Here is a 12,112-nt window from a genome sequence, read left to right on the forward strand (position 1 = left end):
CATCTCTTGATGCCAACAACATACCTGCAATAACCAATTCCTTAACAGCATTTGCGTTTGCACCCGGAGTATTGAATACTACGATACCCTTTTCACTGCACTTGTCAATCGGAATATTGTTTGTTCCCGCACCTGCTCTTGCAACTGCCTTTAGTGATTCAGGCAATTCCATATCGTGCATTTTAAAACTTCTAAGAATGATACCGTCTGCGTCAACATTGGCATCATCAGTTATTTTATAATTATCGTTAAGCTGGTCAAGACCACATTTAGCTATCTTATTAAGTGTCAATATATTGAACATTGTCTAATCTCCTTTTCATTTATATAAAACACCCGAATAGCTTCGGGTGTAATATAATTACATATTCTCTGACTCGAATTTCTTCATAAATTCGACTAATTTCTCTACTCCCTCTACAGGCATAGCATTGTAAATGCTTGCTCTCATACCGCCGACTGTTCTGTGACCCTTTAGGTTTACAAAACCGGCAGCTTTTGCCTCTGCAACGAACTTAGCATCAAGTTCTTCATTACCTGTTACAAACGGTGCGTTCATAACTGAACGATCCTCCGGAACTACTGTACCCTTGAACATCTTTGATGAATCAAGATAATCATAAAGAATTTTAGCTTTCTTTTCGTTGATTTCCTGAAGTGCCTTAACTCCGCCTTGTTCCTTTATCCATTCAAGAACAAGCTTTAGTACATATATTCCGTATGTCGGAGGAGTATTGTACATTGAGCCGTTGTCGGCATGTGTCTTATAGTCAAGCATTGTAGGAGTAATATCCATTGCGTCGCCTATAAGGTCCTCACGAACGATTACAAGTGTTACACCTGCAGGGCCAAGATTTTTCTGTGCACCGGCAAACAGTAAACCGAACTTTGAAACGTCGATTTCCTCTGACATTACGCATGATGAAATATCTGCGATAAGAGGAACGTCGCACTGTGGAAGTTCTGTATATCTTGTTCCGTAAATTGTGTTGTTGTAGCAGATATAGAAGTAATCTGCATCGTTTGAAAATGTTGATTTATCAAGCTTTGGTATGTATGAAAAAGTTTTATCGGCAGAAGATGCAACTCTGTTGACTGTAATGTATCTTTCAGCCTCGGCAGCTGCTTTCTTCGCCCACTGACCTGTTATAACATAATCAGCTTTCTTATTCTTGGACGCAAGATTTAGCGGAATCATAGCAAATTGTGTTGAACCGCCGCCTTGCAAGAACAATACTTTGTAATTATCAGGAACGTGCATAAGTTCTCTTACAAGAGCTTCAGCACTGTCGATAATATCTTGATAGTCCTTAGATCGGTGGCTCATTTCCATAACGGACATACCGCTTGTACCGTACTCCAGCATTTCAGTTTGCGCCTTCTTCAATACTTCCTCAGGCAGCATTGATGGTCCAGCTGAAAAGTTATAAACTCTACTCATTTTTTTTAGCCTCCAATATATATAATATACATATTATTATATATCAAAATTTCCTTTCCGTCAATACATATTGACCAAACTCCGATAAAAATTTAACATAATTTCTCTTTATTTTTACATCACTTTGTATAATTCTCTATTGCACTTGCGATTGCCCACGCAATTTTTGACTGATATTCGTCACTTGCAAGTTTTTTCTCCTCGTCCGGATTTGACAAAAAACCACATTCTACAAGTATTGCGGGCATAGGCGGATTTTTCATTAAAAATAATCGTTCATCTGCGGTCTTTACCGCGTGCATTTCCGCACCCGTCACCTCGCTCATTTTATTTTGAATACTTTTTGCAAGCCTCTCGATTTCGGGGTGATTTTTGTCGTAAAATATGTGCAGACCGCTCACTTTTTGGTCACCGAACGAATTCATATGTATGCTCACAAAAATATCTGCGTGACTGTTTTTCATAATATCTAACCGTTTGTTCATATCCGATACTTTCATTTTGCGAATAGTCTCGGCATTTTCGTCCTGTAAACCGCTGTCGCCGCTGCGTGTTAAAATCACTTCAAAGCCTTTGCTTTCAAGCACTTCCTGCAATTTCTGAACAATCGCAAGATTAATGTCCTTTTCCACCACTCCGCTCACACCCACCGCCCCACCGTCAGGCTCGCCATGTCCGGCGTCAAGCACAACCTTTATATCGGAACTTGAAAAGGTCTGCAGCGTTTCATAATGTTTTATACCTATACCAATCGCAATACCCACAACCGCAAATAATACCGCTATCACAATATGTTTTCTTGTAAATATCATACTACCCCTCACCTTTCAAGTAAGAATAATACATTAATATGTGATAAACGGCATTGTTATACACAAAAACAGAGCAGACAAAACATTTCTATGCTTTATCTGCTCACATATTATTTTCCTTCCAAAACGTCTTGAAAAGTTATTTTAGACATTTCATCTGCCAAAACTTTTTGTACTTTGTACAGCTTACGCTGAACTTTACATATGCCGTTATTTTTGCACGACTCGGGATTTTCCATACATTTATTTATCGCAATTTTGCCGTCTATCGTTTCAATCACGTCTTTAAGAGTTATCTCCGACGGCTTTTTATTCAAAACATATCCGCCGTTTACACCTCTGTACGATTTAATTATTCCGGCTTGAACGATTTTTCGTAAAATTTTTAAAGTAAACCTATACGGAATATCGTTTTTTTCGGCAATCGCTTTTGCCTCTATCTGTCTGTTTTCATCAGCCAACATAGCAATAATTCTAAGTGCATAATCTGCCTCTCTCGTTATTTTCATTGCTTTTCTGCCCCCTGTCTGCTCTCCATAATTTCTAATATTTCCATAGCATACGAACGCGGAGTACGGCCGTGTATAACATTGATTTTGTAATCGCAGTTATCATAAAACGGTTTTCTGTCGTCAAATCTTTTTTTGATGTTTTCAATGCTGTCCTGCTTTAAAAGCGGTCTTGTTTTTCTTGCTTCTTCAAGACGTTCCCGTATAACCGAAAAATCGGGCGACAGATTAAAAATAACACCTGTTTTTCTGAGATTTTCTATATTCTGTTCATTTAGTACAACGCCGCCGCCTGTTGCGATAACAACATTTTTCATTTCAGCCGCTTTTTTTATAACTTCACATTCAGTTTTTCTGAAATATTCTTCTCCGCACTTATCGAAAATTTCGTTAATTGTAATTCCCTCTTGTTCCACAATCATATCGTCCGTATCAACAAGATTATACTTTGAAATTTCAGAAATAGCCTTACTTATTTCGGTTTTACCCGTAGCCATAAAACCTGTAAGCACTATATTCATCTTCCGAAAACCTCCTTTTTGATTCTCTCACCCATATCGTCAGGAAGTTTTGTGTCTGTAAATAATTCATATGCAATAATTCCTTGATATATTAGCATACCAAGTCCGTTTAGAATTTTTGCACCGCGTTTTTCCGCCTCTTGCAAAAACAATGTTTTGTCGGGATTGTATATCATATCGACCGCCGCCGTATTTTCGTTTATAAACGATAAATCGTTGATTTCTTCAATATTTTCAATCGGCATTACGTTTTCCTGCGGTTCCATACCTGCCGAGGTTGTATTTATGACTATATCAAATTCAAGCTTATCTATTTCAGTATTAACCTCAAATCCCGTACTCTTCAAAATATCCTCTGCAAGCGTCTTAGCTTTGCTCTTAGTTCTGTTTACAACAGTTATGCTTTTCGGCTTATTGTCAATTAATCTTATAAGCGTAGGACGCACCACACCGCCTGCACCTATTATAAGTATTCTGCTGTTTTCGATTTCAATACCCGCTTTTGTAAGTGCCATACAAAAGCCGTCCGCGTCTGTATTATAGCCGTATAATTTACCGTCCCTGTTTACTACCGTATTTACCGAGCCAAGCTTTTTTGCACCGTCCGTTATAACATCTATGTACTTCATAACTTCAACCTTATGCGGTGCTGTGACGTTAATTCCGCTTATTCCGAGTGCTCTCATACCGCCTATTGCATCCTTCAAATCTTCGGGTTTTACGCACCATGCTCCGTAAACATAGTTGTTATGTACGGTTTCGGATATGAAGTTGTGCATATTAGGTGAAAACGTATGCTCAACAGGATATCCGATTATTCCAAGCTGTTTTGTGTGTCCGTTTATTTCAAACATTATTTTATCTCCATTCATAAAGTATATATGGTATTATACCATAATTATATGAATTTGAATAGACTATTTTTTCGATTTAGACCTAAAAATAATCGACACCAAGAAACCGAACACAAGTGCCGCCGCAATACCGCCCGACGCTGCAGTTAAACCGCCTGTGAATATTCCCAAAAAGCCTTTTTCCGAAACGGCTTTTTCCACGCCTTTGCAAAGATTATATCCAAAACCGGTCAGCGGAACAGTTGCACCGGCTCCTGCAAAATCAACCAACGGCTGATATATTTTTATAAGCTGTAAAAATACACCAACCACAACAAACGTAACCAAAATTCTTGCCGGAGTCAATTTGGTTTTATCTATCAAAATCTGACCAACCGCACATATAAGACCGCCTACTATAAATGCCTTTAAATAGTCCATTATTCTCCCTCCTAAATTTCTATCGCAACTGCGTGAGCGATTGCCGGAATACTCTCGCCCTGTTCTATAATCATAGGATTCATCAACGCACCGGTCGCCATAACAAGCACCTTACTTAGATTATGTCTTTTAAGTTCTCTGTACACATATCCGCAAAAAACACTGCCGCAGCAACCGCAACCGCTGCCGCCTGCGTGAACGTCCTGTTCCTCAATATCGAAAATCATTTTACCGCAGTCCTTATGCTTTGTTCGTATGTCAAAGCCTTCTTTCAGCATTAGCTCTACAAGAATATCCGAGCCGATAACCCCCAAATCACCCGTAAGTATCATATCGTAATAATCGGGAGTTCTGTGTGTGTCGTTAAAATGTGCGATAAGCGTATCAATCGCCGCCGGTGCCATAGCCGCACCCATATTGCTTATATCCGTTACGCCTTTGTCTATTACTTTTCCCGTTGTGACGTGCGTTATTTTAGGACCTGTTCCCTTTGATGACAATATCGCACACCCTGCACCCGTAACGGTCCATTGTGCCGACGGTGTACGCTGACCGCCGTATTCAAGCGGATTTCTGAACTGAATTTCCGACGAACAAAAATGACTTGAAGTAAGGCACATTGCATAATCCGCAAACCCGGCACTGACAATCATACTTCCGATTGACATACTCTCAGTCATAGTTGAACACGCACCGTACAATCCCAAAAACGGTATATCAAAATCTCTGACGCTGTAATGTGCGCCCACGCACTGATTTAACAAATCGCCTGCAAGAATGTAATCTATATCGCTTTGTTGTAATTTTGCTTTTTCAAGTGCTAAAAGTGCGGTCTTTTTTTGGAGCATACTTTCCGATTTTTCCCACGACTTTTCACCTAAAGTATCGTCGTCAAGTATTACGTCAAATGTACTTTTAAGCGGTCCTTTTCCCTCTTTTTGACCCACTGTCGAGGCGGTTTCTATTATTATCGGCGGATTGTCAAACGTAACAGTCTGCCGTCCGAGTCTGTTATTCATATTATCATCTCCTTGTTTGTTAGTTTTCGTAAAAATACTTAATTTTATTCACAAAAAAATACACCTCTTAACATAGGTGTATTTTTGTTTGTCACCGATATTTTTTATACAGGATTGATTACCGACAATGCCGAATGTTCTTTGACGAAATGTTCTTCAAAACGTTTTTGAACATCTTCAAAAGTTATTGTCTTATACACATCATAGAAATTGAAATAATCAATATCCATAAACAACATCTGTAAAAATGTCACTGCATAATCTTCTACATCATTCTGTGAACGGATATACTCGCCCCAAACAACCTTTTTAATTCTCTCAAAATCTTCTTTTGAAAGACCGTTCTTTCTTGTTTCTTCAACTTCGTTTATAACCGCCTCATACACTGCCTTAGGGTCACTGCTTTCACCGTCTATTGATGAATACGCATAATCGGGCTGCATTGTGTATTCAAGCGAAAATCTGTTGTTTATAAGTCCTTTTTCGTAAAGGCTCTTATAAAACTTTGAACTTCTTCCGAAAAGCATTTTTAAAATAATATTCGTTTCTATACTTTTCTTTAAAAGCTCGTCACCGCCGAAACCGTTATTTGTATCTTTAAAACCTGTCATAAACAACGGCATTGCAACGCTCAAACTTTGTTCTGCGTACTGTTTTGCCACTTCATCAGGTTCTGTCGGATATACCTTTTTAATCTTTTCTTCAAACGGCTCATTCTTCTTTACACCGTTTTCAATAACTTTAGAAATCTTAACAGGGTCAACATTTCCGACAACAACTATCGACATATTTGACAAGTTATAAAATGTATCGTAGCACTTATACAAATATTCAGGCGTTATATGGCTTATACTTTCAACCGTACCTGCAATTTCTTTTTTGACAGGGTGTTCTTTGTACAGGCAGTTCAAGAAATTAAAGAACAACTTCCAGCTTCCGCTGTCGTCATACATTCTTATTTCCTGTCCGATAATACCCTGTTCCTTTTGTACGCTTTCCTCCGTAAAATACGGACTTTGAACATAGTCCATAAGCGTTTCGATATTTTCTTCGATATTAGACGTTGCCGAGAACAGATACGCCGTTATATTAAATGATGTAAACGCATTTGCATTGCCGCCGTACCTTGAAAATTTATCAAATACATTACTGCCGTCCGGCTGGTCGAACATTTTATGTTCAAGATAATGTGCTATACCGTCAGGCACTTCCGTTAGCTCACTCTCACCCGGTACGACAAACTTTGAATCGACAGAGCCGTATCTTGTACCGAATATTGCATACGTTTTGCTGTAATCTTTTTTAGGAATTATATATATTCCGAGTCCTGAAGAATGTGTTGTGTAATACAGTTCCTCACCTGTTTTATCATTTTTTCTGTACTGCAATTCCATTACGCATCCTCCTTTCCCGTTAAGAAATACACTGTTTCAAGTTTAACGTTTTTAAACACTCTTGCGGCGTCCTCCATCGTTATCTTGCTTATCTTTTCTTTAAGCGTGTCTATATCATAATCAGTTCCGACTATTTTCTGTCCCAAATAGAATGACTGCAACATATCTTGGTCATCCTTGTATGATTCAAGCGAATTTATAATCGCATTAATGCTTGACTCATATTCAAGCTGTGATATTTCGCCGTTTTTAACATTCTCAAGCTGAACAAGTATTTCATCATATGCCTTTTGGAAATTCTTAAATTCAATACCTGCGTTTACAAACAAAGCGCCTTTGTTTTTGTCAAGACTGCCCGAGGCATAATAGCACAAGCTAAGCTTTTCACGCACATTGTTAAACAACTTCGAGTGAGCGCCGCCGCCGAATATACTGTTTGCAACCATCAATGCGGGATAATCGCTGTCTGTAGGCTTTATGCCTGTTGAAAATCCCATACAAAGTTTGCCTTGTACAACGTCCATTTTATCAGTAACGTTTTTAACTTCGTTCTTCGGAACATATATTTCCGTCTTGGGAATATCCGCATTTTTAAACGCAATTTTGCCTGTGTATTTCTTTATCTTTTCGGCAAGTGCATTTGCGTCCGCATCACCGCATATATAAATATCAATAACAGATGATGTAATAATATTCTCATAATGCTTTTTCAAATTGTCGGCAGTTATTTTATCAATACCCTCTTGTGTACCGAGTTTTGAAATTGCATAATTTTCACCCTCAAACATTGTTTCGATACAGCGTTCTACAGCATACTGACGCTTATCGTTCATCATTGCCATTATTCTGTCTTTTGCGTTTTTCTTTTCCTGTTCGACAATTTCATCACTGAATGAAGTCGATTCAAACATTATTGAAAGCATAAGTTCAATAACGCTGTCACAAAGTTTTTCACCGTTCGGTGCATATTTATCGGAAATTGTTTCAAATGCAACGTGCAAAATATGGTCGTCACCGCGTTTTAAAACTCCGACACCTATTCCGGCACCGTACAGATTTTCAAGATACTTTGAAATTGCCTCACTGTCACTGCAAAGTCTGCAGCCTCTTTTAAGTACATAAGGCAAAAGTGCGTTAAGCGACGATTCTTCTTCATTTAAATCTCTGTGAATATATACGTCAATCGTAGTTGTTTTCAACTTCGTCATAGGTATATAATACAGATTTATATTTGAATTTATATTAATACTTTTCATTCCGTTTCTCCTTTACTGTTTTTAATATATTTTACCCCAAAATAAACCATATGTCAATCATCGAAAATCCTCAAAAATTACATCTATGATGTGATTTTTAGAACTGTCAACGAACTTAAACATAGCTTTCTATATCCCTTAATGTCATATCTCGGTGCAGTGCAAGATTAATTCCGTTTGCAACGGTTTTAGCCGTTCTTTCGATTACGAGGTCAATATCCTTTGTCGTAACCATAAGCGGTGCAAGCTCTTTTGGTATTTCAACCTTTGATATTGTTGCGGCGTCTATAACGGTCGGTACACCTATCGCAATCACCTTTGCACCAATCGTTTCTTCATTAAGACATTCTCTGTTATTTCCCACGCCGGCACCCGGTTGAATACCTGTATCCGATATTTGTACAGTGGTCGAAACACGTCTTATATCCGCCGCCGCCATTGCGTCAACGGCGATAATAAGATTCGGTTTCACCTTTTCGCTTACCGCCTTGATAATCTCCGCAGTTTCAATGCCTGTTGTTCCGAGAACTCCGGGTATCAACGCACATACACCGCTTATATTATCATCAAAAAAATCTTTCATATTCTGTTTTATATGATGTGTCACCAACAGCCTTGACACCACTTCCGTACCGAGTGCGTCAGGCGTTATGTCACGGTTTCCGAGTCCTACTACAAATGTAAGGCTGTCACTTTTTATATCGGCCATTTTACGAATTTCCTCCGAAATAAGAGTGCATACCCTTTCGTATATATCAATACTGTATTTCAAATTCGGCGACTCAATCGTTATATAATTGCCTATCGCCTTGCCGAGTGCCTTACTTCCGTTTTCGTTTGTTATTTCTATATTCGTAACGGTTATTCCGTCCTCTGTACGCACATCGGATATAACACCGTCTATTTCCGTTGCATTTTTCGCCTCACGTCTGCTGAGTTCGCGTGCCTCCACCGCCAAGTCTGTTCTTATATTCTGCATTTATACAATCTCCTTTTTTCATCTATCTTTTGAAAAAACAGAGATTATTATACAAAAAAGAGCGATACGGTTGTATCGCTCATCTTTTCGATTATTTTCCAAGTGCATTGTCTATGTCTGTTTTTAGTTTATCCTTGTCACTGCACTTAAATTCAATAGCCGAGATATTATTTGATGTATCAAGCATAATAAGTGCCGGAGTTTGGTCTTTTACCAATGAGAAGTTTTCAAGTGCCTCAGGATTTTCGTCAACATTTACAAGTTGAAAGTTGATTTTGTCCTTATATTCGTTTTCAAGTTCAGTGTACATTGTGTTTGTTGCGTCAAAGTTATCGTCCGCATTTGCCACAAAGTACATAAATGTAGGAGTTACCTTTTCTGTGCTTTCTGTTTGTGCTGTGTCTGTGCCTGAATTATTTGTACTTCCGCAGCCTGCAATCATTCCGACTGCCATAACGGCTGACATTGCCAATGCTATAATTTTCTTTTTACTCATCATCATTCTCACCTTTCAATTTATCTTTCATTATATCTAAAGCACGATTTGCTATTTTATTATAGCGTTCGGCTTTATTTCTTATTCTTTCGTTAAGTCCGTCTATAATGCCGAAATTCGCATTCATAGGCTGGAACTTTGTATTTGCAGAATTTGAAATATAAAGCGGTAATGCACCGATACAAGTTTTTGAATCCGGTTCAAACATATCTTTTCCGTTAAGCATAGCCGCCATATTATATCCGGCAAGTATTCCGCTTGACGCCGACTCAACATAACCTTCGACACCCGTTATCTGTCCCGCAAAAAATACTTTCGGGTACTTCTCCATTTGATAATACTTATTTAAAAGCGTCGGAGAATTTATATAAGTGTTTCTGTGCATAACTCCGTAACGCACAAATTCGGCATTTTCAAGTCCCGGAATCATTGAGAACACGCGTTTTTGCTCTCCCCATTTCAAATTCGTCTGAAAACCGACAAGGTTATAGAGCGTACCCTCTTTATTATCCTGTCTTAGCTGAACAACCGCATATGCGTCGTCCTTGCCCGTCTTTGGATTGACAAGACCGACAGGTTTTAACGGTCCGAACACAAGCGTCTGTTCGCCTCTTTTTGCCATAACCTCGACAGGCATACAGCCCTCAAAAACCTTTTGATTTTCAAATTCTTTAAGCGGTGCTGTTTCAGCCGTGATAAGCTCGTTATAAAAAGCGGTATATTCCTCTTTTGTCATCGGACTGTTGATATAATCGGCAGTACCTTTATCGTATCTTGCCGCTTTGAAAACTTTGTCTTTGTCAATACTTTCTTCCGTCACAATCGGTGCGGCTGCGTCATAAAAGTACAACTCGTCCGAACCTGTAATTTTCTTTATTTCATCGGCAAGTCCGTCCGAAGTAAGCGGACCTGTTGCGATTATTGTATATTCATCGGGATTGATTTCCGTAACTTCTTCATTAAATACGGTTACACGCGGATGATTTTTAATTTTTTCCGTTATATGCTTTGCAAAAACATCTCTGTCAACCGCCAAAGCACCGCCCGCGGGCACACGGCTTATATCAGCCGCCTCCATCATAACCGAATCAAACATACGCATTTCTTCTTTTAAAAGACCGCACGCATTTTCAATTCTGTCAGCCTTCAAAGAGTTTGAACACACAAGTTCCGCAAAATTTTCATTTGAATGTGCCGGTGAATACTTTACCGGTTTCATTTCGTAAAGGTCAACGTCAATTCCCTGCTTTACAAGCTGCCATACCGCCTCACAACCGGCAAGTCCGGCTCCTATAACTTTTACTTTCACTTCTTTTCGTCCTTTAACTTTCTCTCATATTTACAATCTTCATTATAGCAGAAAATCTTACCGTTTCTGCCTTGCTTTTTAAGGAGCAAGCCGCCGCACTGCGGACAAGCCTCGTCCTTAACAGGCATATCCCATACCATAAAGTCACACTTCGGCGAATGTTCACAACCGTAGTAAACCTTACCTCTCCTTGACTTTTTAACAAGTATTTCACCGCCGCACTTAGGGCATTTCGCACCTGTTTCTTCACGGATAGCCTTTGTATTTTTACATTCGGGATAACCCGGACAAGCCAAGAATTTACCGAATTTACTCAGCTTGTACACCATTTTTCTTCCGCACTTTTCACATACGACATCCGATTCTTCGTCTTTAATCTGAATTTTTTCGATGTTCTTCTGTGCCTTTTCAAGTGTATCCTTAAATGACGGATAAAAATCGTTAATCAGCTTTTTCCAATTCAATTCGCCTTCTTCAACGCTGTCAAGCTCTTTTTCCATATCAGCCGTAAATTCAACGTCCACAATATCCGAAAAGTTATTTTTCATAATTTCCGACGTAACAAATCCAAGCTCTGTCGGAACAAGCTGTTTCTTACTTCTTACAACATATCCTCTTGACACGATTGTTGAAATAGTCGGTGCGTACGTTGACGGTCTGCCTATGCCGTTTTCTTCAAGCTCCTTGATAAGCGTAGCGTCCGAATATCTTGCAGGAGGTTGAGTAAAGTGTTGCTTTTCCTCCGAACTTTTAAGTGTAACGGTTTGATTTTCTTCAAGGTTAGGAAGCATTTTTTCTTTCTTTTCCTTGTTGTCCGTTGACTCAACGTACACCGTCATATAACCCTTAAACTTTATGTTTGAACCGCTTGCCTTAAATGTATGACCGTTTGCGTCAATAGTTACCTGCATTGTGTCATATACCGCACTTGTCATCTGACTTGCGGCAAATCGTTCCCAAATAAGCTTATAAAGTCTGTATTGGTCGTTTGTAAGTTTATCCTTAATATCAATCGGCTTTATGTTTATTGAAGTCGGTCTGATAGCCTCATGGGCGTCCTGTGCATTCTTTTTTGTCTTGTATTGCTTTGCCTTTACATATT

The 12,112-nt window shown here is 39.0% G+C and carries 13 protein-coding genes and 1 pseudogene; all 14 read right to left on the reverse strand.

Features of this window, described 5'->3' with window-relative positions:
* A pseudogene (locus ACLTU0_RS07665) lies at positions 1-304 on the reverse strand (3-phosphoglycerate dehydrogenase); the annotation flags it as partial.
* A 57-nt stretch (positions 305-361) separates the two neighbouring features.
* The gene (serC, locus tag ACLTU0_RS07670) at positions 362-1,441 is read right to left on the reverse strand and encodes a 3-phosphoserine/phosphohydroxythreonine transaminase (RefSeq protein ID WP_412321911.1); all 1,080 of its coding nucleotides are present in this window, start codon (positions 1,439-1,441) and stop codon (positions 362-364) included.
* 119 nt (positions 1,442-1,560) lie between these two features.
* Complete coding sequence (locus tag ACLTU0_RS07675; RefSeq protein WP_118446155.1) at positions 1,561-2,253, reverse strand: N-acetylmuramoyl-L-alanine amidase family protein; 693 nt, start codon at positions 2,251-2,253, stop codon at positions 1,561-1,563.
* A 110-nt stretch (positions 2,254-2,363) separates the two neighbouring features.
* Complete coding sequence (locus ACLTU0_RS07680) at positions 2,364-2,762, reverse strand: RrF2 family transcriptional regulator (protein WP_022230426.1); 399 nt, start codon at positions 2,760-2,762, stop codon at positions 2,364-2,366.
* The gene (locus ACLTU0_RS07685; RefSeq protein WP_147514092.1) at positions 2,759-3,283 is read right to left on the reverse strand and encodes a shikimate kinase; all 525 of its coding nucleotides are present in this window, start codon (positions 3,281-3,283) and stop codon (positions 2,759-2,761) included. The genes ACLTU0_RS07680 and ACLTU0_RS07685 overlap by 4 nt, the downstream gene beginning before the upstream one ends.
* Positions 3,280-4,137, reverse strand: a complete 858-nt coding sequence (aroE, locus tag ACLTU0_RS07690) for a shikimate dehydrogenase (protein ID WP_412321913.1) — start codon at positions 4,135-4,137, stop codon at positions 3,280-3,282. Before aroE ends, ACLTU0_RS07685 begins: the two co-directional genes overlap by 4 nt.
* Before the next feature lie 63 nt (positions 4,138-4,200).
* Positions 4,201-4,557, reverse strand: a complete 357-nt coding sequence (gene spoVAE, locus ACLTU0_RS07695) for a stage V sporulation protein AE (RefSeq protein ID WP_117968211.1) — start codon at positions 4,555-4,557, stop codon at positions 4,201-4,203.
* Between the two features lie 11 nt (positions 4,558-4,568).
* The gene (spoVAD, locus tag ACLTU0_RS07700; RefSeq protein ID WP_412321915.1) at positions 4,569-5,576 is read right to left on the reverse strand and encodes a stage V sporulation protein AD; all 1,008 of its coding nucleotides are present in this window, start codon (positions 5,574-5,576) and stop codon (positions 4,569-4,571) included.
* Positions 5,577-5,680: 104 nt separating this feature from the next.
* The gene (yfmH, locus tag ACLTU0_RS07705) at positions 5,681-6,970 is read right to left on the reverse strand and encodes an EF-P 5-aminopentanol modification-associated protein YfmH (RefSeq protein WP_412321917.1); all 1,290 of its coding nucleotides are present in this window, start codon (positions 6,968-6,970) and stop codon (positions 5,681-5,683) included.
* Positions 6,970-8,226, reverse strand: a complete 1,257-nt coding sequence (yfmF, locus tag ACLTU0_RS07710; protein WP_412321919.1) for an EF-P 5-aminopentanol modification-associated protein YfmF — start codon at positions 8,224-8,226, stop codon at positions 6,970-6,972. Before yfmF ends, yfmH begins: the two co-directional genes overlap by 1 nt.
* 115 nt (positions 8,227-8,341) lie before the next feature.
* The gene (gene gpr / locus ACLTU0_RS07715) at positions 8,342-9,205 is read right to left on the reverse strand and encodes a GPR endopeptidase (RefSeq protein WP_412321921.1); all 864 of its coding nucleotides are present in this window, start codon (positions 9,203-9,205) and stop codon (positions 8,342-8,344) included.
* A 91-nt stretch (positions 9,206-9,296) separates the two neighbouring features.
* Entirely contained in the window at positions 9,297-9,701 is a 405-nt protein-coding gene (locus ACLTU0_RS07720) for a hypothetical protein (RefSeq protein WP_308455772.1), read from the reverse strand.
* On the reverse strand, positions 9,694-11,010 hold the full coding sequence (trmFO, locus tag ACLTU0_RS07725) for a methylenetetrahydrofolate--tRNA-(uracil(54)-C(5))-methyltransferase (FADH(2)-oxidizing) TrmFO (protein WP_412321922.1): 1,317 nt from the start codon (positions 11,008-11,010) through the stop codon (positions 9,694-9,696). Before trmFO ends, ACLTU0_RS07720 begins: the two co-directional genes overlap by 8 nt.
* On the reverse strand, positions 11,007-12,112 hold a 1,106-nt coding region (locus ACLTU0_RS07730), incomplete at its 5' end, for a DNA topoisomerase (protein ID WP_412321923.1). The genes trmFO and ACLTU0_RS07730, both read right to left, overlap by 4 nt.

Origin of the sequence: Hominilimicola sp. (genome assembly GCF_046972485.1) — a bacterium.
Lineage (GTDB): Bacteria > Bacillota > Clostridia > UBA1381 > UBA1381 > Hominilimicola > Hominilimicola fabiformis.

What these genes read in the sequence shown, in the direction of transcription:
- serC (WP_412321911.1), bottom strand. Translation starts at nt 1,441, where the DNA reads ATGAGTAGAGTTTATAACTTTTCAGCTGGACCATCAATGCTGCCTGAG.
- ACLTU0_RS07675 (WP_118446155.1), bottom strand. Translation starts at nt 2,253, where the DNA reads ATGATATTTACAAGAAAACATATTGTGATAGCGGTATTATTTGCGGTT.
- ACLTU0_RS07680 (WP_022230426.1), bottom strand. Translation starts at nt 2,762, where the DNA reads ATGAAAATAACGAGAGAGGCAGATTATGCACTTAGAATTATTGCTATG.
- ACLTU0_RS07685 (WP_147514092.1), bottom strand. Translation starts at nt 3,283, where the DNA reads ATGAATATAGTGCTTACAGGTTTTATGGCTACGGGTAAAACCGAAATA.
- aroE (WP_412321913.1), bottom strand. Translation starts at nt 4,137, where the DNA reads ATGTTTGAAATAAACGGACACACAAAACAGCTTGGAATAATCGGATAT.
- spoVAE (WP_117968211.1), bottom strand. Translation starts at nt 4,557, where the DNA reads ATGGACTATTTAAAGGCATTTATAGTAGGCGGTCTTATATGTGCGGTT.
- spoVAD (WP_412321915.1), bottom strand. Translation starts at nt 5,576, where the DNA reads ATGAATAACAGACTCGGACGGCAGACTGTTACGTTTGACAATCCGCCG.
- yfmH (WP_412321917.1), bottom strand. Translation starts at nt 6,970, where the DNA reads ATGGAATTGCAGTACAGAAAAAATGATAAAACAGGTGAGGAACTGTAT.
- yfmF (WP_412321919.1), bottom strand. Translation starts at nt 8,226, where the DNA reads ATGAAAAGTATTAATATAAATTCAAATATAAATCTGTATTATATACCT.
- gpr (WP_412321921.1), bottom strand. Translation starts at nt 9,205, where the DNA reads ATGCAGAATATAAGAACAGACTTGGCGGTGGAGGCACGCGAACTCAGC.
- ACLTU0_RS07720 (WP_308455772.1), bottom strand. Translation starts at nt 9,701, where the DNA reads ATGAGTAAAAAGAAAATTATAGCATTGGCAATGTCAGCCGTTATGGCA.